A 22,556-nucleotide genomic window follows, 5' to 3' on the forward strand; every position below is an offset into this window, starting at 1 on the left:
AAAAGGTATCACTGAAATGTTCGCAACCCTGCCGGATCACGTCAGCTCAGCGGTTCCACGGTCACCCAGAAGCGGGACAGGCCCTGGAGGGTGACGGGCAGGGTGTCGCTCAGCAGCCGCAGGCTGGCATCGGTGTCTGTCAGCGGGAAGGCGCCCGATACCTTCAACTCGCGCACTGCCGGGTGGCAGCGCAGCACACCGGGGCGGTAGCGGCCCAGCTCCCGCAGCAGATCGGCCAGGCGCATGTCGCGCGCCAGGAGCATGCCGTGCTCCCAGGCCAGGTCGCCGATCTCCAGCGGCGAGGCAGGGAGCGCGCGTTCGGCATCGAAAGCGTTGCGCTCGCCAGCCTTGAGCAGCAGCCCGCCGGTGGCGTACAGGGGGCGGGTTTCGACTGCGCCTTCAAGCACGGCCACCCGTGTCAGCGCGCCATCGATTCGCACACTGAAACGTGTGCCCAGCGCAGTTGCCAGACCTTGCCGGGTGCGCACCAGCAGGGGCCGCGCTGGGGTGGCACGGTCCTTGGCGCTGGTAATCAGAATTTCGCCTGCCAGCAGGTCGATGCGGCGCTGCTGGGCGTTAAAGGTAATGTCAATGGCGGTGTCGGTGTTCAGCAGCACCTGGCTGCCATCGGCAAGTGTCAACGAGCGTTGCTCACCCACCGCTGTGCGTGCATCGGCAGCCCATTGCTGCCACGGCGTTTCGCGCCAGGCCAGCCAGGCTGCTGGTGCGGCCAGCAGCCACAACCCCAGGCGCTGCAAGGCCTGGCGGCGGCTGACGGCACCGTTGCGGCTAAGCCGGCGCAAGGTTTCGCCGGTCACTGGCGTGGGCAGGCGGCGGAAGTCGCCCAGAATGGCCTCGGCCCGCTGCCAGGCCTGGGCGTGCTGGGCGCTGCGCTGGCACCAGGCCTGCACCGCACGGTGGTCGTCTTCGGTGGCGGTGCCCGACTGCAACTGCACCAGCCAGTCGGCCGCCTCGCCGAGAATCAGCGGGTCGATGCGCTGCTCCATCAGTCGATGCTCAGGCAGGCGAGAAAAGCGGTGCGCATGTCGCGCTTGATGGTAATCAGCGATACCTGCAGGTGTTCGGCGATTTCTGCGTAGGTCAGCCCGTCCAGCTGCGACAGCAGGAACACCTGGCGCACCCGGGCTGGCATGTCGCGCAGCATGGCATCGACGCGGTACAGGGTTTCGAGGATCAGCCAGCGTGTTTCCGGTGAGGGCACTTCGGGCGGCGGCAAGTGGGCGATGGCCTCCAGATAAGCACGCTCGACATCCTGGCGGCGCCAGCGGTCGACCACCAGGCCCTTGGCGATGTGGGTGAGCAACGCCCGGGGTTCACTGCCGAAGTAGCTGCTGCCCTGGCGGCTCAGCAGGCGCACGAAGGTGTCATGCGCCAGGTCGGCTGCATCGCAGGCATTTCCCAGTTTGCGCCCTAGCCAACCCTGCAGCCAGCCGTGGTGCTCGGTGTACAGCGTCTGGACCTGCAGGTTGAGGGTAGGGTCGGCGGGCGGCATGGCAGGCGCGAGGTTCCGGGAGAGGGGTGCAATTAAGAATTGATCGCATTCTAAGCCTCTGCCTGGAACCTGGCAATGCGCGCTTTTACAAGGCCTTGGCCAAAAACGCCGCTGTGCGGCTTGCCGTACACCCAGCCACCACCTGCGGCGTGCCACTGACCACCACCTTGCCCCCGGCATCGCCGGCACCCGGCCCGATATCGATCACCCAGTCGCTTTGCGCTACCACACGCATGTCATGTTCGACTACCACCACGCTGTGCCCGCCGTCGACCAGGCGGTTCAGTTGCACCAGCAACCGGTCGATGTCTTGCGGGTGCAAGCCGTTGGTGGGCTCGTCCAGCACATACAGCGTTGCCCCGCGGGCCGTGCGTTGGAGCTCGGTCGCCAGTTTGATCCGTTGCGCTTCACCACCGGACAGTTCGGTAGCCGGTTGGCCCAGGCGAAGGTAGCCCAGGCCGATGTCCTGCAACACTTGCAGGCAACGCCGCGCCGATGGCTGTTTGGCAAAGACCTGCAGGGCCTGCTCGACAGTCAGCTGCAGCACTTGGGCAATGTTCATGCCTTGCCAGCTTACCGCCAGGGTTTCAGGGTTGTAGCGGTCGCCATGGCAGGTGGGGCAGGGGGCGTAGACACTGGGCATGAACAGCAGCTCAACGCTGACGAAGCCTTCGCCTTCGCAATTGGCGCAGCGCCCCTTGGCAACGTTGAAGGAAAAGCGCCCTGCGTCGAAGCCCTGTGCCTTGGCCTGCTCAGTGGCCGCGAACAGTTTGCGCACGTGGTCGAACAGGCCGGTGTAGGTGGCCAGGTTGGAGCGAGGCGTGCGGCCGATCGGCTTCTGGTCGACCTGTACCAGGCGCTTGATGCTGTCCAGGCCAGCGCTGACATGCCCACTGCCGGTCTGCTCAGGCGCGTCCTCCAGGCTTGTTTCTTCGTGCTCGCTGCGTTGCTCGGCATGGCCCAGGTGCGCACCGACCAGCTCCAGCAGGGCCTGGCTGACCAGGCTGGACTTGCCCGAGCCGGAAATACCCGTAACGGCGGTAAAGCAGCCCAGCGGGAAGGCGGCGCTGAGGTTGTTGAGGTTGTTGCGGGTAATGCCTTCAAGCGTGAGCCAGTCTCGGGCCTGGCGTGGCGTATGTGTGGCCCGGGACTGGGCGTTGAACAGGTAGGCGCGGGTGCATGATGGCTCGATCTCGGCCAGGCCTGCGGGCGGCCCGCTGTAGAGGATGGTGCCACCATGCTCGCCGGCAGCCGGCCCTACATCCACCAGCCAGTCGGCGCGGCGCATGGTGTCCAGGTCGTGCTCCACCACATACACCGAGTTGCCCGCGTGCTTCAGGCGTTGCAGGGCGTCGAACAACGCTTCGCTGTCGGCCGGGTGCAAGCCGGCCGAGGGCTCGTCGAGCACGTAGATCACACCGAACAGCTGTGAGTTGAGCTGGGTGGCCAGGCGCAAGCGTTGCAGCTCACCCGAAGACAAGGTGGGGGTGCTGCGCTCCAGGGCCAGGTAACCGAGGCCAAGGTCGAGCAGCGTGTCGATGCGCTCCAGCAATTCCTTGGCGATGCGTTGTGCCGCCAGGCGCTTTTCCAGGGTCAGGTCGTCTTGCGGGTGCGCCAGATAGTCAGCTGCCGCCACTTTGCCGAACACCTCAGCCAGCGCCTGCAGCGACAAGTGCGACAGTTCGGCGATATCCAGGCCGGCGAAGGTCACGCCCAGCGCCTCGCGCTTCAATCGCTTACCCTGGCACAGCGGGCAAGGGCTGGGGCGCATGTACTGGGCCACGCGTTTACGCATCTGTGCGCTCTGCGAGTGCATGAAGGTATGCAGCACGTAACGCCGGGCACCCATGAACGTGCCTTGGTAGCTAGGCTCCAGCTTGCGCTTGAGTGCGGCGCGGGTCTGCGCGGGCGTCAGGCCGGCATACACCGGTGCGGTGGGCGTTTCTTCGGTGAACAGGATCCAGTCGCGTTGCGCCTGGGGCAAGTCGCGCCAAGGGATATCGACGTCATAGCCCAGCGTTACCAGAATGTCGCGCTGGTTCTGCCCCTGCCAGGCCATCGGCCACGCGGCCACCGCGCGTTCGCGAATGGTCAGTGACGGGTCGGGGACCATGGTCGCTTCGGTCACCTCGAAGACCCGGCCCATGCCATGGCACTCCGGGCACGCGCCCTGGGGCGTGTTTGGCGAAAAGTCTTCGGCATACAGCATCGCTTGCCCGGCCGGGTAGTGGCCGGCGCGTGAGTAGAGCATGCGGATCGAGCTGGACAAGGTGGTCACGCTGCCCACCGAGGAGCGCGCACTGGGTGTGCCACGTTGCTGCTGCAGGGCCACGGCTGGAGGCAGGCCTTCGATCGCATCTACGTCTGGCACGCCAACCTGGTCGATCAGGCGCCGGGCATAGGGCGCCACGGATTCGAAATAGCGGCGCTGGGCTTCGGCATAGAGCGTGGAAAAAGCCAGTGAGGACTTGCCCGAACCGGACACACCAGTGAACACCACCAAGGCATCACGGGGTATATCGACATCGATGTTCTTCAGGTTGTGCTCGCGGGCACCACGGACTCGAACAAAACCCATTAGCGAGGTAGGGCGTTGATGCATGTGGTGATCCTTCATCGTTCGTGGCATTGACGTTAGGGTACCAAGAGCCGTGGGGTAATGGTTCCTTTAATGAGACCTGAGAGTTTTTGCGCTTTGGGTATGCGAATACAGTGGCCTCGCGAATTAATGAAAACTCGGAGGTAAAAATGCACCGCTCGCTAACAGAAACTGCGGGTCGCCAGAACTTGACCCACACGAGAATAAAGAGCGCTGAGCGCGTTTATTCACCTTACGGCTTTGGCAGGCCACAGGCCGACAGTGTGTTGGGTTTTGCCGGATACCTCAGCGCGTTGAATGGCGATGGCTATTTTTTGGGCAATGGCGTGCGCATGTACAACACCCAGTTGATGCGGTTTCATAGCCCGGATAGTTTCAGCCCATTTGGCCGTGGAGGGATCAATGCTTATGCCTATTGCGAGGGCGACCCCGTGAACCAGATAGACCCGGATGGCCATTCGGCGGTTTCTGTAGTAGGCAAAGCTCTCTGGGCTGCCGCGTGGGGCGCGGATACGGTGACATCGGTGGATGCGGCAGCAAAAAGAATTCTCCACCGGTCGATCCAGAAAATGAAAGGGCGGCGTGTGCCCCCGATGAATGGAAATAGATGCCGAGGGAACGAGGCATTGATTAACGTCGGAACGACGGTTGCTATGGGCGGGTATAATTTACCGGATTTGGTCATGGAATCGTTGACGACGTTGGGCCCGTTCAAGGAGAACCTAATTAACGGGTTTACGGGATTCGGCGCTGTGGCGGCTACCGTGGGCAAGGCAACAAGGGCATTTCGTAAGGTCAAGCAAACTAATGCGTTGGCCAAAAAACACAATTTTTCGCGGCCGAAGCTTTTGTGGGAAGCTGTAAAAGAGGCGTACGGATGGAACCTGCTGCGTGGTAACGAGTCGGCTATCCTCGAACCACGGGACAGAACGATAGTGTTGCAAATTGATGAATATAGGGTTCCAACGGGAAATTACATCAGGAAAGGCAAACTGAATTTCGGTTCCACCGTGTGAAACCAATTTGGATTGTGCTTCCAGTCTCCTCGCGTTTAGCTGTGGTCAGACACGACCTGCCTCCCCCGTCGTGACCTCAAGGCGAACAACAAGAACGGGAAACCACCCGCGCGAGGAGACTCTACATGTCCCGACATCAGCACATCCTGGCCTGGCTTGACGATGTGGCCAGCGAGCTGCACGCGATCCGTCACGATATCCACGCTCACCCGGAACTGGGTTTTGAAGAAAACCGCACGTCGGCACTGGTCGCCCGGTTGCTTGAGGCGTGGGGCTATGAGGTGCACACCGGCATCGGCAAGACTGGCGTGGTCGGCGTGCTACGCAATGGTAGCAGCCCACGCCGTCTGGGCCTGCGCGCCGACATGGACGCGCTGCCCATTCACGAGGCCACGGGCGCGATGTACAGCAGCCAGCACCAGGGTTGCATGCACGCCTGCGGCCATGATGGTCACACCACCATGCTGCTCGGCGCCGCGCGCTACCTGGCGGCGACCCGGCAGTTCGACGGCACGCTGACGCTGATCTTCCAGCCGGCAGAGGAGGGCCAGGGCGGCGCCGAGGCGATGCTGGCCGACGGCTTGCTGGAGCGCTTCCCTTGCGATGCACTGTTCGGCATGCACAACATGCCGGGCCTGCCAGCCGGGCACCTGGGCTTTCGCGAGGGCCCGATGATGGCCTCGCAAGACTTGCTGACGGTGACCCTCGACGGGGTTGGCGGCCATGGTTCGATGCCGCACCTGACTGTCGACCCGCTGGTGGCGGCAGCCAGTGTGGTAATGGCGCTGCAAACCGTGGTGGCGCGCAATATCGATGCGCAGGAGGCGGCTGTTGTCACGGTGGGTGCGCTGCAGGCCGGCGAAGCGGCCAACGTGATCCCGCAGCAGGCCCTGCTGCGCCTTAGCCTGCGCGCGCTGAACGCCGAGGTGCGGGCACAGACCCTGGAGCGGGTGCGGGCGATCATCGTCAGCCAGGCCGAAAGCTTTGGCTGCCGTGCCAGTATCGAACACCGTCCGGCTTACCCGGTGCTGGTCAACCATGGCGCAGAGAACGCCTTCGCCACGCAGGTCGGGGTGGAACTGCTGGGTGCCGAGGCGGTGGATGCCAACACCCGCAAGCTGATGGGCAGCGAAGACTTCGCCTGGATGCTGCAACGTTGCCCGGGCGCCTACCTGTTCATCGGCAATGGGGTATCGCGGCCGATGGTGCACAACCCGGCCTACGACTTCAACGACGACATCCTGCTGACCGGCGCCGCCTACTGGGGCGCGCTGGCAGAGCGCTGGCTCGCGCCCGCCTGACCTTCCTGTTTACGACTGCCGCTGGAACCCGGGTGCGACCGCGCCCGGGTGATCACCCAATCATTGTGTGGAGTGTTCCCCTATGCAGACTTCGAGCACTGGCGTGTCGCGTACCCGGCAGGTGGTCGCTGCCGTTATCGGCAATGCCCTGGAGTGGTATGACTTTATCGTGTATGGCTTTCTGGCCAGCATCATTGCCCGGCAGTTTTTCCCGTCCGACGATGAGTACGCCTCGCTGCTGATGGCCCTGGCCACCTTCGGCGTCGGCTTTTTCATGCGCCCGGTGGGGGGTGTGTTGCTGGGCATGTATTCCGATCGCAAGGGCCGCAAGGCGGCCATGCAGATGATCATCCGGCTGATGACCGTGTCGATCGCCATGATCGCTTTTGCCCCCGATTACCTGGCCATAGGCATGGCCGCGCCGATGCTGATCGTGGTGGCGCGCATGCTGCAGGGCTTTGCTACCGGTGGCGAATACGCCAGCGCGACAGCGTTTCTGGTAGAAAGCGCGCCTGCCCACCGCAAGGGGCTGTATGGCTCGTGGCAACTGGTGGGGCAATGCCTGGCGGTGTTTTCCGGGGCGGCGATGGTCGCCCTGGTGACGCACCTGTGTTCGCCTGAGGCACTGGACAGCTGGGGGTGGCGCATTCCGTTCGTGCTCGGCCTGCTGATCGGCCCGGTGGGGCTGTGGATTCGCAAGCACATGGAAGAGCCCGAAGAGTTCGTCGAAGCGCGCCGCCAGGCCAAGGGCCAATCGCCCAGCCTGTGGCAGGTGTTGCGTGAGCACCGGCGCAGCCTGCTGGTGTCGATGGGCCTGGCCTGTGGCGCGACGGTGTCGTTCTACGTGGTGCTGGTGAACATGCCGACCTTCGCCCACAAGAACCTCGGGCTGCCGCTGGACCAGGTGCTGCTGGTGCAGATGCTGGCCGTGGGGCTGATGACCGTGGTGATTCCGTTGTCTGGCGCGCTGTCTGACCGGCTGGGGAGGCGCCCGGTGTTGATGGCCTTCACCTTGGCGTTCTTCGTGATGGTCTACCCGCTTTATGTCTGGGTGGCCGCCGCGCCGTCCGTGGAACGCCTGCTGATCATGCAACTGCTGCTGTGCACCGCCATCGGCGGCTTCTTCGGCCCGGCACCCACTGCCTTGGCCGAGCAGTTCCCGGTCGAGGTGCGCTCCACCGGGGTGTCGGTGGCCTATAACGTGGCAGTGATGGTGTTCGGCGGCTTTGCCCCGTTGATCGTGACCTGGCTGAGCAAGGTGCTCGGCACCCCGGTGGCGCCTTCGTTCTATGTGCTGTTCGCCTGCCTGCTGACGCTGCTGGGTACCTACTGCCTGAAAGAAGCACCTCGGTTGGCCAAGCCTGCCGCCTTCAACCTTGGAGTAAAACCGTGAAGCCGCTAGCCATCGACCCCATCGTAGCCCTCGATGCCGAGGCATTGTCCCAAGCCATCCATGCCCGTCAGGTGTCGTGTCGGGACGTGATGCAGGCCTATCTGCTGCACATCGAACGCTGCAACCCTGTAGTCAATGCGCTGGTGTCGCTGCGCCCGGCCGAAGCGCTGCTGGCCGAGGCTGATGAGCGTGACCGTGAACTGGCCCGCGGCCATTCACGAGGCTGGATGCATGGCATGCCGCAGGCGATCAAGGACCTGGCAGCCACTGCCGGGCTGCGCACCACCCTTGGCTCCCCCTTGTTTGCCGAACAGGTACCCGAGCAGGACGCGATCAGTGTTGCGCGGGTGCGGGCGAGCGGGGCGCTGATCGTGGGCAAGAGCAACGTGCCCGAGTTCGGCCTCGGCTCGCAAACCTACAACACCCTGTTCGGTACCACCACCAATGCCTACGACCCGCAGCGTGTGGCCGGTGGCAGCAGTGGCGGGGCGGCAGCGGCGCTGGCCATGCGCCTGCTGCCGGTCGCCGACGGTAGCGACATGATGGGCTCGCTGCGCAACCCGGCGGCGTTCAACAATGTGTTCGGCCTGCGCCCCTCACAGGGCCGAGTGCCCCATGGGCCGGCGCCCGAACTGTTCGTGCAGCAGCTGGCCACCGAGGGGCCCATGGGCCGCAGCGTGGTTGACGTGGCGCGGTTGCTGTCGGTACAGGCTGGTGTCGACGCACGGGCACCCCTGTCGCTGAGCGAAGGTCGGCGGGATTTTGCCGCCGGTTTGCAGCATGATTTCCGGGGCGTGCGGGTCGGCTGGCTGGGGGATTACAACGGCTACCTGCCCATGGATGACGGGGTGATGAGCCTGTGCGAGTCGGCGCTGGCCGACTTTGCCGAACTGGGTTGCCGGGTGGAGGCTTGCCAGCCGGGGTTCGACCTCGCGCGTTTGTGGCAATGCTGGCTGACCCATCGCCACTTCCTGGTGCACGGCAATCTCGCCGCGGCCTACGCCGACCCGAACAAGCGCGCACTGCTCAAGCCTGAAGCACAATGGGAAGTGGAAGGGGGCTTGCAACTGAGTGCGGCAGCGCTGTACCAGGCTTCGCTGGACCGCAGCGACTGGTACCGTGCATTGGCCCATCTGTTCGAACGTTACGATTTCCTGCTGCTGCCATCGGCCCAGGTGTTCCCTTTCGATGCACGCCAGCCATGGCCGACGGTGGTTGGGGGGCGGGTGATGGACACCTACCACCGCTGGATGGAGGTGGTGATCGGACCGACCCTGGCCGGCTTGCCGAGCATCAGCATACCGGTCGGGTTCAGTGCTGCCGGGTTGCCCATGGGCCTGCAAATCATAGGCCCGGCCCAGGCTGACCATGCCGTGTTGCAGTTGGCGTATGCCCATGAACAGCTCACCCGGTGGGTGGAGCGTTGCCCACCCCATTGCCTGCAGGCGTCATGAAAGCAGCGGGCAGGCGCGGATCTTGCTGGCTATGCTGACCATCCCGCAACAAGGAGGTCAAACCCATGGGCATCACGGCAGACAGTGGCGGCGTGCGTTCCGTGGAACGGGCGTTGGCCATTGTCGACCTGTTGGGCGAACACCAGGCACTGGGCCTGGAAGAACTGCATTACCTGACGGCGCTGCCCAAGGCCACCGTATCGCGCATGCTCGCCACCTTGCAGGAGCAAGGCTGGGTGTACCGTGGCCTGAGCGACCGGCGCTACCGGCTGTGCGCGCGTCGCCTGTTCGGCGACCGCCAGTTGCGTTTCAAGCGACGTCTGGTGGAAAGTGCTGCGCCCATGCTGCTGGAACTGAGCGAGCGCACCGGCCTGGTAGCGGACCTGTCGTGCTTCGACGGCGAACGGCTGGAGGTGATGGAAAGCGCCATCCCCCAAGTATTGCGCAAGCGCTATCCGCACACCTGCCAGATCGTCGGGCACCATGCCAGCCTGTTCCATTCGGCGATGGGGCGGGCCTGCCTGGGTGAGCTGGCGGAGGACGAAGTGCAGCGCCTGGCGGCCCACGAGCGGCTGGGTGATGACACAGTGCTGCGCAATATCGAGGAAGACGCACACAAGGGCTTTGGCCAGCGGACTGAAGGGCACTGGGAGTATCCGGTGCGGTTGCCGTTCCTGATTCGCGCCATCGCCTTGCCGGTGCATGCCGAAGGGCGCCTGGCCGGGAGCATTGCCTTGCACTGGCCACTGGACCAGGCGCCGGTCGAGCGGGTGTTGAACCTGCACCTGAACAGCCTGGCGACTACCGTGGGCGAGGTGCAGCGGGCATTGTCGGTTTGAGGTTTCGGCGTTGGTGCCGTGGCAGCAAGGTCGGCATGCCGCACACTGGCTTACCGCTCCAGGCTGTACATCCGGCACTCCGCCAGCAACGCCAGCAGGTTCGGCTCCCGCTCCCGGGCTTTCAGAAACACCACACCGATATGCTGCTGCAAGCGATATTGCGGCTTCAAGGCAATCAACCGGACGCGGTTCTCGTATACCGCAGCGATGCGCCCGGGCAGCAGGGCAAAGCCCACCCCCGAGCTGACCATGCTCAGCAATGTGAAGATATCGTTCACCTGCATGGCCACCTTCGGTTCAAAGCCGGCCTGCTGGAACACCCGTGCGCCATCGCGGTGGGTGGCGAAGCCCTGGGTCAGGGTAATGAACGTGGAGTCGGCAAGGTCTGCCAGGTCCACCTCGGCTTGCTCGGCGAAAGGCGAGTCGGTGGGGACCGCGAGGAAGATATCGTCGGAGAACAGCGGCAACTGCTCGCAGGCCGGGTCGCTGACGCTTTCATCAAGGGAGACCAGAATGGCCTCCAGTTCGTGGTTCTTCAGGCGCTGCAGCAAGTCGATGTTGGAGCCCAGGGTGAGGTCGATGTTCAGTTCGCTGCGGCGCAGTTTCAGGCCCATGACCAGCTTGGGCACAGTCTTCACGGTTAGCGAATAGAGCGCGCCCAGGCGGAAGCGCTCAGCATAGAAGCCGGCGGCCTCACGGGTCTGGCGCACCATCTGCTCAGCGTCCTGGATCAGCTGTCGGGCCTTCTTTTCCAGCACGTAAGCACTTTCCAGCGGGATCAGCTGGCGGCCTTCATGCTTGAACAACGGGCAGCGCAGGGCGCTTTCCAGTGAGTGGATGGCGCGATGCACACTGACCGCACTGGTGGACAGCTCGCCCGCGGCGCGGCCGAGGTTGCCGGTGCGCATGAAGGCGAGGAAGGTTTCCAGCTTTTTGAGGGTGAGTTCTTCGTCGATCAGCATGGGCGGCCTTGGGCGGTCATTGCATGGATTCGATCAATGCCCACAACGCCGGGTCATTGAAGTCATTCACAACCAGCCTGGCTCCCGCCGCCAGCAACCGCTCCGGCGTTTGCGTCGTGGCCACGCCTACGGTGAAGATGCCTGCACCACTGGCCGCGGCCACGCCTGGTAATGAATCCTCGAAGGCCAGCGCTTGCGCGGCTTCGGCGCCCAGCCGCTGCAACCCGGTGAGGTAGGGCAGCGGGTCTGGCTTGGGCCGCGCCAGTTCCTCGGCCACCAGCACATGCGCGAAGCGCTGGCCAAGGCCCATGGCATTCAACATGTGCTCGGCATTCAGCCGTGGTGCGTTGGTGACCACGCACATGCCGATGCTGCGCGCCTGGGCATGTGCCAGCAAGCGCAGCAGGCCCGGCATTGGTTCAAGGGAAGGCGACATGTCGCGGAACAGCGCTTCCTTGCGGTCGGCCAGCGCCTTGCACTGTTCGGCGCTGGCGTCGCTGAACAGCTCGGCGAACAGCTCGCCGTTGGCGCGGCCGCTGACCTGCGCATCGAACTGCGCCTGGCTAAGCTCGCGGCCATCGTGCTCACGCAGCAGCTGGCGAAAGGCTTGCAGGTGCAGGGTATCGGTGTCGGTGAGGGTTCCGTCGAGGTCGAACAGCAGGGCGGTCAGCATGAGATATCCAGATCAAAAAACACAAGCCAGGGGATCATAACCAAAGCTGGCGACAAAGGGGGCTGTTCAGCGTGCCCCGAAAAGAGTACAAATGTGCTCCATGAACAATCTAACCCCCAAACGCCGCGCCATTTTCGAATTCATTCGTGAGCGCATTGCCGACCATGGCCAGCCGCCAAGCCTGGCCGATATCGCCACGCGCTTCGGTTTTGCCTCGCGCAGCGTCGCGCGCAAGCACATCACTGCCCTGTGCCAGGCCGGCTACATCGATGTCACGCCGAACCAGGCGCGGGGCATCCGCCTGGCTGAACCGTTGCGCCGGCCCGAAATCCTCGAAGTACCGGTGCTGGGCCAGGTGGCAGCAGGTGCCCCCATCGGCCCGGACCTGGGCATCCACGAACAATTGCTGCTCGACCCCAGCCTGTTCCGCCGTACACCGGATTACCTGCTGAAGGTGCGTGGCGACTCGATGATCGACGACGGTATTTTCGACGGTGATCTGGTCGGCATTCTTCAGCAGGCGGACGCCCGCGATGGCCAGATCGTGGTTGCGCGCCTGGACGGTGAAGTCACCATCAAGCGCCTGCAACGCAAAGGCAGCCACTATCGGCTGTTGCCGCGCAACCCGGCCTACGCGCCCATCGATGTGAAGCCTGAGCAGGAGTTCTTCATCGAAGGCGTGTTCTGCGGCCTGCTGAGGCGTGACTGATGGGCGCGGTGGTCGACCTCGACAGGCTGCTCGACCAGCGCCGGGTATGGCGCGGGCGGCAGGCCCAGGCGCGGCCACTCGGGTTGCAGCCCACCGGCCATACGGCCCTTGACGAGCGCTTGCCGGAAGGTGGCTGGCCAGCGGCCGCACTGAGCGAGCTGTTGCTGGCCAGCCCCGGTTGTGGCGAATTGCAGTTGCTGTGGCCAACCCTCGCCCGGCTAAGCGCTGACGCCAGCCGCGTGGTGCTGGTGGCACCGCCGTTCATTCCGTATGCACCGGCCTGGCAGGCGGCAGGGGTGGACCTGCGCTGGCTGGTACAGGTGGATGCCGACCCCGCCGATGCCCTGTGGGCCGCCGAACAGTGCCTGCGCTCGGGCAGTTGTGCGGCAGTGCTATGCTGGCCGGAACGTGCCGATGACCGCGCCCTGAGGCGCTTGCAGGTGGCCGCCGAAACCGGTCAGGCACTGGCATTCGCCTGCAGGCCGCAGCAGGCGGCGCACAACCCTTCACCTGCAGCACTGCGCATTGCCGTTGACACGCGCCCGGCGCAATGGCGTGTGCTGAAGAGCCGTGGCGGCATGCCGCCAGCGCTGCCCATCGCCTGCCCGGGCCGGGGCTGATGCACCATGCTCTGGGCCTGCATCCTGCTGCCGCAGCTGGCGCTGGACACCGTCCTGCGTGAGCGTGACGACCCTGATACGCCTCTGGTGCTTGTTGGCGGGCCTACCCAGCGGCGTGTGGTGCAGGCGGTCAACCCGGCGGCCGCTGCACTTGGCTTGCGGGCCGGGCAAACCCTGACCGCAGCGCGTGCCCTGGCGGATGGTTTCACCTGTGTCGAAAGCGACCCCAGGCGCATCGAGCAGGTGCAGCAGTTGCTGGCGGCCTGGGCCTACCGTTTCAGTGCCCAGGTCAGCGTGCATTACCCTCGGGCGCTGTTGTTGGAAGTAGGCTCCAGCCTGCAACTGTTCGGCCCGTGGCCCTTGTTCGAGGCGCGTCTGCGCCAGGAACTGGCAGACCTGGGCTTGCGCCAACGCATCGTCCTGGCCAGCAACCCGGTGGCGGCACGCATGCTCGCCAATGGCCACGACGGTTTGGCGGTGAGCGATGCCGATGCAACTCGCGCAGCGTTGCTGGCCATGCCCATCACGCGAATCGGCTTGCCGGCAGAGGCTGCCGAAGCCTTTGCCCGCATGGGCTTGCGTCAACTGGGCCAGGTACTGGCCTTGCCGCGCGATACCTTGGCCAGGCGCTTTCCGGCCCAGGTACAGCTGCACCTCGACCAGTTGCTCGGCCTGCGCAACCTGGGGCTGGACTTCTACCAGCCACCGGACCGTTTCGAAACCCGGCTGGAGCTGAATTTCGACGTTGAATCACACCAGGCGCTGCTGTTCCCGCTGCGGCGCATGCTCAACGACCTGGCTGCATTTCTCGCCGGGCGCGACTGTGGCGTACAGCGCTTTTGCCTGCATCTGGAGCATGCCGAAGGGCCGGATACCCTGCTCAAGGTGGGCCTGCTGGCGGCTGAGCGCGATGCTGCGATGCTGTTCGAACTGGCCCGTGGGCGCCTGGAGCCACTGCGTATACCGGCACCGGTGCGCAACCTGCGGTTGGTCGCCGAAGACCTGCCGCCCTTCGTGCCGCAGCATCAGCCGTTGTTCGACCCGCGTGCTCAACAGGCGCAGCCCTGGGCGCAATTGCGTGAGCGGCTGCGCGCCCGCCTGGGTGATGAGGCCGTCAAGGGGCTGAGCGCGGCTGCAGATCACCGCCCTGAATGCGCCTGGCAACTGGCAGAGCAGGGCGCACAAGGCAACATGCCGGTTGCCCCGGGCAGCCGCCCAGGTTGGCTACTGCCTGCACCGATGGCGCTGGATGATGCCGGCTATCGGTTGCAGGGCCATGCCGAACGCATCGAATCGGGCTGGTGGGATGGCGGCGATGTGCGCCGCGACTACTACCGCATCGAAACCCGTGAGGGCCTGCGTGGCTGGGCCTACCGCGACCTGGGCCAGGCCGGCCCGCTGTGGTTGCAGGGCTGGTTTGCATGAGCACGTCGGGTTATGCCGAGCTGCATTGCTTGTCCAACTTCAGCTTCCAGCGCGGTGCATCGAGTGCCGAGGAACTGTTCCGCCGCGCAGCTGAACAGGGTTATCAGGCGTTGGCGATCACGGACGAATGTACCCTGGCCGGTATCGTGCGCGCCTGGCAGGCCGCCAAGGCGCATGGGTTGCGGCTGATCGTCGGCAGCGAGGTGCAGTTGCACGACGGCCCCAAGCTGGTGCTGCTGGTCGAAAACCTGGCCGGCTACCAGAACCTGTGCGCACTGATCACCCGTGCCCGTCGGCGGGCAGAAAAGGGTGAATACCAGCTTTTTCGTGACGACCTGCAGCTGCACGGTCAGGGCCTGCTGGCCTTGTGGGTGGTCGATGACAGTGACAATACGGCCACCGGCGAGTGGCTGCGCAGTGTGTTCGATGAGCGCCTGTGGCTGGCGGTGCACCTGCACCGGGGCCACGACGATGCCATGCGCCTGCAACGCCTGCGGGCACTGGCGGCCGATGTGGGGATCCGCGCCGTGGCCTGTGGCGACGTGCACATGCATGTGCGCGGCCGCCGTGCCTTGCAGGACTGCATGGCTGCCATCCGCCAGCATTGCCAGGTGGCCGAAGCCGGGCGCTTTCTGTTTGCCAATGGCGAGCGGCACTTGCGTAGCCTGGCGCAACTGGGCGAGCTGTACCCGTTCGACCTGTTGGCCGAAACCCTGGCCATTGCCCAGCGCTGCCAATTCGACCTCAGCGAGTTGAAGTACCAGTACCCGCGCGAACTGGTGCCCGAGGGCCACACCCCGGCAAGCTGGTTGCACGCGCTGTGCGAGCAGGGCCTGCCGTTGCGCTGGCCGCAGGGGCCCAGTGACAAGGTGCGTGATGTGCTGGCCAAGGAACTGGCGCTGATCGAAGCACTGGGTTACGAAAGCTACTTCCTGACCGTGCACGACATCGTCGCCTTCGCCCGCAGCCAGCGCATCTTGTGCCAAGGGCGTGGCTCTGCTGCCAACTCGGTGGTGTGTTTCGTGCTGGGCATTACCGAGCTCGACCCCATGGAGCACCACCTGTTGTTCGAGCGTTTCCTGTCGCGCGAGCGCAACGAGCCACCCGATATCGACGTGGACTTCGAGCACGACCGGCGCGAAGAAGTGATTCAGTATGTGTTCCGCCGCTATGGCCGGCACCGTGCCGCGCTGACTGCGGTGGTCAACACTTACCATGCAGCAGGTGCGGTGCGGGATGTGGCGCGGGTGCTGGGTTTGCCAATGGATCAGGTGGATGCCCTGGCCAAATGCTGTGGCCGCTGGAGCGACCGCATACCCGACGACCAGCGACTGGCAGAAGCCGGCTTCGAGGCCGGCAGCCCTTCGTTGCGCCGGGTGCTGGTGCTGGCGGGTGAGCTGATCGGCTTCCCTCGGCACCTGTCGCAGCACCCGGGTGGTTTCGTCATTTCCCAGCAGCCGCTCGACCAGCTGGTGCCGGTGGAGAATGCGGCAATGGCGGAACGCACGGTGATCCAGTGGGACAAGGACGACCTGGACATGGTCGGTTTGCTCAAGGTCGACGTGCTGGCGCTGGGTATGCTCAGTGCCTTGCGCCGTTGCTTCGACCTGCTGCAACACCACCGTGGCCGGCAGCTGACCCTGGCGACCATCCCCAGCGAATGCCCGGCCACCTACGCGATGATCAGCCGCGCCGAGACCATGGGGGTGTTCCAGATCGAGTCGCGTGCGCAGATGGCCATGCTGCCTCGGCTGCGCCCCCGAACGTTCTATGACCTGGTCATCGAAGTGGCCATTGTCCGCCCCGGGCCGATCCAGGGTGACATGGTGCACCCCTACTTGCGCCGGCGCCTGAAGCAGGAGCCCGTGACCTACCCGTCGCCGCAGCTCAAGGCAGTCTTCGCACGGACCTTGGGCGTGCCGTTGTTTCAGGAGCAGGTGATGGAACTGGCCATGGTCGCAGCCGACTACACGCCGGGCGAGGCCGACCAGCTACGTCGCAGCATGGCGGCCTGGAAACGCCACGGCGGCCTGGAGCCGCACCGCGAGCGGCTGGTGCAAGGCATGCTGCGCAATGGTTACGAACTGGCATTCGCCGAGCGTATCTTCGAGCAGATCAAGGGCTTTGGCAGCTATGGTTTCCCGGAGTCGCACGCGGCCAGTTTTGCCTTGCTGTGTTATGCCAGCAGCTGGCTGAAGTGCCATGAGCCGGCAATCTTCACCTGCGCGCTGGTCAACAGCTGGCCCATGGGCTTCTACAGCCCGGACCAGTTGCTGCAGGAGGCGCGCCGCCAAGGTATCGAGGTGCGGCCCGTCGACGTTTGCCACAGCGACTGGGACTGCACCCTCGAACCTGAGGCTCAAGGTGCGTTGGCCATTCGCATGGGCTTGCGGCTGGTGCGTGGCCTGGCCGAAGCCGATGCCAGGCGCGTGCAGCAGGCGAGGGCGCAACGGCCGTGGCGCGATGTCGAAGACCTTTGCCTGCGTGCTGGCCTCGACCAACGCGCCCGTGCCCGTCTGGCTGATGGCGGGGCATTGCGTACCTTGGCCAGCGACCGCCATCAGGCACGCTGGCAGGTGGCGGCGGTGCAGCCGCAGTTGCCCTTGTTCGCAGAGGTGGAAGCAGCGCCTGAAGCCGCAGTTGATTTGCCTGTGCCAAGCGTGGGTGAGGACCTGATGGCCGATTACCAAACCTTGGGCACCACACTCGGGCCGCATCCGCTGGCGTTGTTACGTTCACGCCTGAGGGCGTTGGGGTGTCGCAGTTCGAGTGAGCTGCAAGGTGTCGCGCATGGCGACACGATTGCCGTAGCCGGGCTGGTAGTCGGCCGCCAGCGGCCGCAGACTGCCAGTGGGGTCACCTTCGTCACACTGGAGGATGAGCACGGGATGGTCAACGTGGTCGTGTGGCGGGAGCTTGCCGAGCGGCAACGGCGGGCGCTGGTGGGGTCGCAGCTACTCAAGGTCAGTGGGCGGCTGGAGCAGGAGGAGGGTGTGAGGCACCTGATTGCGCGGCGGCTGGAGGATGTTAGCCCATTGTTGCAAGGGCTGGATGTGCGCAGCCGCGACTTCCATTAAATGATTGGGGCTGCAAAGCAGCCCCAGATGCTCAAGGCTGGGTGCTTACACCATCGCCAACCGCTGCTTGCGCGTCGGTGCCGGGAACGCCCGGTCTATCGCTCGCAGGTCTTCGCTGTTCAAGGTCAATAAACCCGCAGCAGCATTCAGCCGCACATGCTCAGGTGTCACGGCTTTGGGGATGGCGATCACCCCGTCGTTGCGGGTCACCCAGGCCAGGCTGACCTGGGCCGGTGTAGCACCATGGCGCTCGGCGATTTCTGCCAGCACGGGGTGCTGCAACAAGCGCCCGGCCTGAGCCAGCGGGCAGTAGGCCATGGTCGGCAGCGCACGTTTTTCGCACCACGGCAGCAGGTCGAACTCAATGCCACGCTGAGCCGGGTTGTACAGCACCTGGTTGGTGGCACAGTCAGGGTTGTGCAGTTCGCGCAGGTCGTCTACGTCGAAATTGGACACGCCCCAGCGCTTGATCTTGCCTTGCTCGCGCAAGCGCTCGAATGCGTCGACCGTTTCTTCCAGCGGGTGCTGGCCACGCCAGTGCAGCAGGTACAGGTCAATGCAGTCAGTCCCCAAACGTGTGAGGCTGCGCTCACAGGCAGCTGCCATGCCGCGTGCACTCGCATTGTGCGGGTACACCTTGCTGACCAGAAACACCTGGTCGCGTCGCCCGGCAATCGCCTGGCCAACCACGGTTTCTGCCCCGCCTTCAGCATACATCTCGGCGGTGTCGATCAGGGTCAGGCCCAGTTCAATGCCCTGTTGCAGGGCCGCGACCTCGGCAGCCTTGCGGCCAGGGTCTTCCCCCATGTACCAGGTGCCTTGGCCAATGGCCGGAACGCTCGAGCCTGCCAGTTTCACGTAACGCATGTCACCTCCGGGATCCGGGTATTGGAATGCAGAACCTCAAGCAGCGCCTGCGCTGCGGTGGAAAGCTTGTGTTCGCTAAGGGCAATCACGCCGATGCGCCGCTCGACCGTGGGCTCCACCAAGGTCACGCAACGGGCGCCCAGCTCTTGCATCTGGTTGATGCACAGCGCCGGTACGGCACTGACCCCCAGGCCGCTGGCGACCATGCGGCCGATGGTCGCCAACTGGTGGCTTTCGAAGGCCACGGCCAGTTTGCCGTGCTGGGGTGCCACATTCTGCTCCATCAGCAGGCGCACTGCCGAAGGACGCTGCAGGGCGACGAAGTCTTCGGCCATCAGCTGTGCCCAGCTCACCTCGGGCAGCAGTGCCAGGGGCGAGTCGGCAGGCACCACCGCGACGAAACGGTCCATGTACAAGGGGTGGAAGTCCAGCCCGTCGATGTTGTCCGGCTCGAAGCCGATGCCCAGTTCGACGCGGCGATGGCGCACCAGTTCCTGCACCTGTTCGTTGATCACGTCATGCACGGTGACGTTGACCTTGGGGTAGCGTTGACGAAACACCTTGAGCGAGTGGGGCAGCAGGTTGCCGGCGAAGGCCGGCATGGCTGCCACCGCCACGCGGCCCAGTTGCAAGGTGAAGCGCTGGCGCAGCATCTCCTCGGTGTCGTCCCAATCGGCCAGAAGCCGCCGTGCCAGTGGCAGCAGCACTTCGCCTTCGGCGGTCAGGCTGACGCTGCGTGTGGTGCGGCTGAGCAGGGCGCCGCCGAGGTTTTCTTCCAGGGCCTTGATGGTCAGGCTGAGGGCGGGCTGTGAGACATGCAGGTGCTCTCCGGCCTGGGCAAAGCTCTGGTACTTGGCCACGGCGACAAAGGCACGCAGTTGCTTGACGTTCATGACGGGCCTATTTTTGTTTTGTAAAAGTTATCAATCGATGACGAAAACAAAATTAACAAATCAGTCGCTTGCGGTGAAGATGTCTGCACACGCTCACCGACAGCTTCGTCGGTTCAACAACTACAAAAGGCGGATCAGCATGGCCGGACTGGACAAGCGCGTTGCAACCTATGAACAGGCCCTTGAAGGCCTGACCGACAACATGACGGTACTGGCCGGTGGTTTCGGCCTGTGCGGCATCCCGGAAAACCTCATTGGCGAAATCAAGCGGCGCGGCGTCAAGGGCCTGACCGTGGTGTCCAACAACTGCGGCGTCGACGGCTTTGGCCTGGGCGTGCTGCTGGAAGACCGGCAGATCCGCAAGATGATCGCTTCCTACGTGGGCGAAAACGCCGAGTTCGAACGCCAGCTGCTCAGCGGCGAGCTGGAGGTGGAGCTGACTCCGCAGGGCACCCTCGCCGAGAAAATGCGCGCAGGAGGTGCCGGTATTCCGGCGTTCTACACCGCCACCGGCTACGGCACCCCGGTTGCCGACGGCAAGGAAGTGCGCGAGTTCAAGGGCCGCAAGTACATCCTTGAAGAGTCCATCACAGGCGACTTCGCCATCGTCAAGGGCTGGAAGGCTGACCACTACGGCAACGTGGTGTACCGCAACACGGCGCAAAACTTCAACCCGCTGGCGGCCACCGCCGGCAAGATCACCGTGGTCGAAGTGGAAGAAATCGTCGAGCCAGGCGTGCTGTTGCCCAGCGAGATCCACACCCCGGGCATCTATGTGGACCGCGTGATCGTCGGCACCTTCGAAAAGCGTATCGAAAAGCGCACCGTCAAGGCCTGAGCGCCATCCACCAGAACAACAAAGAGATCCTGACCATGGCACTGACCCGCGAACAGATGGCGCAACGCGTCGCCCGTGAACTGAAGGACGGCTACTACGTGAACCTGGGTATCGGCATTCCGACCCTGGTGGCCAACTACGTACCCGCCGACATGGATGTGATGCTGCAATCGGAAAACGGCCTGCTCGGCATGGGCGAATTCCCGACCGAAAGTACGATTGATGCCGACATGATCAACGCCGGCAAACAAACCGTCACCGCCCGCCGCGGTGCCTCGATCTTCGATTCGGCGCAGTCGTTCGCCATGATCCGAGGCGGCCACGTCGACCTGACCGTACTGGGCGCCTTCGAGGTGGACGTGCAGGGCAACATCGCCTCGTGGATGATCCCGGGCAAACTGGTCAAGGGCATGGGCGGTGCCATGGACCTGGTGGCTGGCGCCGATAACATCATCGTCACCATGACCCACGCCTCCAAGGACGGCGAGTCCAAGCTGCTGCCGCAGTGCAGCCTGCCACTCACCGGCGCTGGCTGCATCCGCAAGGTGCTGACCGACCTGGCCTACCTGGAAATCGAAGACGGCGCCTTCATCCTGCGCGAGACCGCACCAGGGGTGAGCGTTGAGGAAATCATCGAGAAAACCGCCGGCAAGCTGATCGTGCCGGATGATGTGAAGGAAATGACCTTCTAATCACGCGCTATACACCGCCCCCTGTAGGAGCGGCCTTGTGTCGCGAAAGGGCTGCAAAGCAGCCCCGCGATTTCGGCATCGACGCTGAGATCGGGGGCCGCTTTGCAGCCCTTTCGCGACACAAGGCCGCTCCTACAGGGGTTTTGTGTTTTTGCTGATTTATCCGATAAAACCAATAAAAGGAATTCAACTGTGGCCGCTGAAATCCAAGACAGCCGCTCCGCCCGCTTTGCCTTGCGTTGTTCCAACTGGGCGGAACGCTGGTTCCCCGATTCCTGGGTGTTCGCCGCGCTGGCGGTGCTGCTGGTGTGCATCGGCGCGCTGGCCATGGGGGCCAAGCCGACCGACACCGCCAAAGCCTTTGGCGATGGCTTCTGGAGCCTGATTCCGTTCACCATGCAGATGGCCTTCGTGGTGATCGGCGGTTATGTGGTGGCCAGCTCGCCGCCTGCCGCACGGCTGATCGACCGTCTGGCGCGCATCCCAGGCAATGGTCGCTCGGCAGTGTGCTGGGTCGCGCTGATCTCGATGTTGGCCTCCTTGCTCAACTGGGGCCTGTCGCTGGTATTCGGTGGCCTCCTGGTACGCGCCCTGGCACGGCGCACCGAGCTGAAAATGGACTACCGTGCCGCAGGTGCTGCTGCCTACCTGGGCCTGGGCGCGGTATGGGCACTGGGCCTGTCGTCATCGGCTGCTCAACTGCAAGCCAACCCGGCCAGCCTGCCCCCTTCGATCCTGTCGATTACCGGGGTCATCCCGTTCACCGAAACCATTTTCCTCTGGCAATCCGGCGTAATGCTGGCGGCGCTGGTGGTGGTGTCGCTGGTGATTGCCTACGCTACGGCCCCCGGCCCAAACAGTGCACGCAGCGCCGAAGACTGCGGTGTCGACCCCAGTTTCACCGCGCCACCGGCACCGCAACGTACCCGCCCGGGTGAGTGGCTGGAGCACAGCCCGATCCTGATTCTGCTGCTGGTGGCCCTGGCCGCTGGCTGGCTGTACCAGGAGTTCGCCACTAAACCTGCGATCACGGCGATTTCCGGGCTGAACACCTACAACCTGTTGTTCATCATGCTGGGTGCATTGTTGCACTGGCGCCCACGCAGCTTTCTTGACGCCGTCGCGAGAGCGGTGCCGACCACCACCGGGGTGTTGATCCAGTTCCCGCTGTATGGCTCGATTGCCGCCATCCTTACCCAGGTCAAGGGTGTGGATGAGCAGACCCTTGCGCATCACATCTCGCTGTTCTTCACCCAGATCGCCACCCATGACACCTATGCCGTGCTGATGGGCGTGTATTCGGCGGTGCTGGGCTTCTTCATCCCTTCGGGCGGTGGCAAGTGGATCATCGAAGCGCCTTACGTGATGCTGGTGGCCAACGACCTGCAGTACCATCTGGGCTGGGCGGTGCAGATCTACAACGCTGCCGAAGCCCTGCCGAACCTGATCAACCCGTTCTACATGCTGCCGCTGCTGGGCGTGCTAGGGCTCAAGGCGCGCGACCTGATCGGTTTTTCCTTCGTCCAGTTGCTGGTGCATGTGCCGTTGGTGCTGGTGTTGCTGTGGGCACTGGGTACGACGCTGCAGTATGTGCCGCCGGTAATGCCGTAGCTAAAGGGGCTCTCAGGCTTGGCGTCAGCTTTCAGACGCGTATCATGGCTGCCTCAGCCTGGGAAACCCGCGTC

19 protein-coding genes are annotated in these 22,556 nt (G+C 64.2%); 12 read left to right on the forward strand and 7 right to left on the reverse strand.

Annotated elements, in window-relative coordinates:
• Positions 1-41: 41 nt before the first annotated feature.
• The 3 genes from N436_RS10685 to N436_RS10695 all read right to left on the reverse strand — a co-directional run bounded on the left by N436_RS10685 (position 42) and on the right by N436_RS10695 (position 4,115).
• The gene (locus tag N436_RS10685) at positions 42-1,007 is read right to left on the reverse strand and encodes a FecR domain-containing protein (RefSeq protein WP_110740994.1); all 966 of its coding nucleotides are present in this window, start codon (positions 1,005-1,007) and stop codon (positions 42-44) included.
• Positions 1,007-1,513 carry a sigma-70 family RNA polymerase sigma factor gene (locus N436_RS10690; protein WP_110740995.1) on the reverse strand — a complete coding sequence of 169 codons (507 nt, stop codon included), beginning with the start codon at positions 1,511-1,513 and terminating at the stop codon, positions 1,007-1,009. The genes N436_RS10685 and N436_RS10690 overlap by 1 nt, the downstream gene beginning before the upstream one ends.
• A gap of 85 nt (positions 1,514-1,598) precedes the next feature.
• Positions 1,599-4,115 carry an excinuclease ABC subunit UvrA gene (locus tag N436_RS10695; protein WP_110740996.1) on the reverse strand — a complete coding sequence of 839 codons (2,517 nt, stop codon included), beginning with the start codon at positions 4,113-4,115 and terminating at the stop codon, positions 1,599-1,601.
• 146 nt (positions 4,116-4,261) lie between these two features.
• Here N436_RS10695 and N436_RS10700 point away from each other — a divergent pair, with 146 nt between their 5' ends.
• From N436_RS10700 to N436_RS10720, 5 genes are all read left to right on the forward strand, one after another.
• Positions 4,262-5,128: an RHS repeat-associated core domain-containing protein gene (locus N436_RS10700; RefSeq protein ID WP_105948082.1), complete on the forward strand. Its 867-nt coding sequence runs from the start codon at positions 4,262-4,264 to the stop codon at positions 5,126-5,128.
• Positions 5,129-5,253: 125 nt separating this feature from the next.
• Positions 5,254-6,429, forward strand: coding sequence for a M20 aminoacylase family protein (locus N436_RS10705; RefSeq protein WP_110740997.1), 1,176 nt, complete (start codon positions 5,254-5,256; stop codon positions 6,427-6,429).
• 82 nt (positions 6,430-6,511) lie between these two features.
• Positions 6,512-7,822, forward strand: coding sequence for a citrate-proton symporter (locus N436_RS10710; protein WP_060499324.1), 1,311 nt, complete (start codon positions 6,512-6,514; stop codon positions 7,820-7,822).
• Entirely contained in the window at positions 7,819-9,276 is a 1,458-nt protein-coding gene (locus N436_RS10715; protein WP_105948084.1) for an amidase, read from the forward strand. The genes N436_RS10710 and N436_RS10715 overlap by 4 nt, the downstream gene beginning before the upstream one ends.
• Positions 9,277-9,341: 65 nt before the next feature.
• Positions 9,342-10,115, forward strand: coding sequence for an IclR family transcriptional regulator (locus N436_RS10720; protein WP_110740998.1), 774 nt, complete (start codon positions 9,342-9,344; stop codon positions 10,113-10,115).
• A 50-nt stretch (positions 10,116-10,165) separates the two neighbouring features.
• Here N436_RS10720 and N436_RS10725 read toward each other — a convergent pair whose 3' ends face one another.
• Together N436_RS10725 and N436_RS10730 are read right to left on the reverse strand one after the other, a co-directional pair.
• Entirely contained in the window at positions 10,166-11,077 is a 912-nt protein-coding gene (locus N436_RS10725) for a LysR substrate-binding domain-containing protein (RefSeq protein WP_105948086.1), read from the reverse strand.
• A gap of 16 nt (positions 11,078-11,093) precedes the next feature.
• Entirely contained in the window at positions 11,094-11,750 is a 657-nt protein-coding gene (locus tag N436_RS10730) for an HAD family phosphatase (protein WP_110740999.1), read from the reverse strand.
• 91 nt (positions 11,751-11,841) lie between these two features.
• Between N436_RS10730 and lexA the strand changes: the two genes are divergently transcribed.
• Genes lexA through N436_RS10750 form a run of 4 tightly spaced genes read left to right on the forward strand, consistent with a single transcriptional unit; the run spans position 11,842 to position 17,581 of the window.
• Positions 11,842-12,459 carry a transcriptional repressor LexA gene (lexA, locus tag N436_RS10735; protein ID WP_105948088.1) on the forward strand — a complete coding sequence of 206 codons (618 nt, stop codon included), beginning with the start codon at positions 11,842-11,844 and terminating at the stop codon, positions 12,457-12,459.
• Positions 12,459-13,079 (forward strand): translesion DNA synthesis-associated protein ImuA, encoded by a 621-nt coding sequence (gene imuA / locus N436_RS10740; RefSeq protein ID WP_105948089.1) that lies wholly within the window; start codon positions 12,459-12,461, stop codon positions 13,077-13,079. Before lexA ends, imuA begins: the two co-directional genes overlap by 1 nt.
• 6 nt (positions 13,080-13,085) lie before the next feature.
• Positions 13,086-14,504 (forward strand): DNA polymerase Y family protein, encoded by a 1,419-nt coding sequence (locus N436_RS10745; RefSeq protein WP_105948090.1) that lies wholly within the window; start codon positions 13,086-13,088, stop codon positions 14,502-14,504.
• Entirely contained in the window at positions 14,501-17,581 is a 3,081-nt protein-coding gene (locus N436_RS10750) for an error-prone DNA polymerase (RefSeq protein ID WP_110741000.1), read from the forward strand. The genes N436_RS10745 and N436_RS10750 overlap by 4 nt, the downstream gene beginning before the upstream one ends.
• 45 nt (positions 17,582-17,626) lie before the next feature.
• On the opposite strand, the gene N436_RS10755 is transcribed toward N436_RS10750, so the two are convergent.
• Complete coding sequence (locus N436_RS10755) at positions 17,627-18,448, reverse strand: aldo/keto reductase (protein WP_110741001.1); 822 nt, start codon at positions 18,446-18,448, stop codon at positions 17,627-17,629.
• Positions 18,436-19,341: a LysR family transcriptional regulator gene (locus N436_RS10760; protein ID WP_019099075.1), complete on the reverse strand. Its 906-nt coding sequence runs from the start codon at positions 19,339-19,341 to the stop codon at positions 18,436-18,438. Before N436_RS10760 ends, N436_RS10755 begins: the two co-directional genes overlap by 13 nt.
• 139 nt (positions 19,342-19,480) lie before the next feature.
• On the opposite strand from N436_RS10760, the gene N436_RS10765 reads away from it, so the two are divergent.
• From N436_RS10765 to N436_RS10775, 3 genes are all read left to right on the forward strand, one after another.
• Positions 19,481-20,179, forward strand: a complete 699-nt coding sequence (locus N436_RS10765; RefSeq protein ID WP_105948093.1) for a CoA transferase subunit A — start codon at positions 19,481-19,483, stop codon at positions 20,177-20,179.
• A 35-nt stretch (positions 20,180-20,214) separates the two neighbouring features.
• The gene (locus N436_RS10770; protein WP_012272371.1) at positions 20,215-20,871 is read left to right on the forward strand and encodes a CoA transferase subunit B; all 657 of its coding nucleotides are present in this window, start codon (positions 20,215-20,217) and stop codon (positions 20,869-20,871) included.
• A 192-nt stretch (positions 20,872-21,063) separates the two neighbouring features.
• Complete coding sequence (locus N436_RS10775; protein WP_016715302.1) at positions 21,064-22,482, forward strand: short-chain fatty acid transporter; 1,419 nt, start codon at positions 21,064-21,066, stop codon at positions 22,480-22,482.
• Positions 22,483-22,556: the final 74 nt, after the last annotated feature.

It is taken from the genome of Pseudomonas sp. RV120224-01b, assembly GCF_003208145.1.
Taxonomy (GTDB): Bacteria; Pseudomonadota; Gammaproteobacteria; order Pseudomonadales; family Pseudomonadaceae; genus Aquipseudomonas; species Aquipseudomonas monteilii.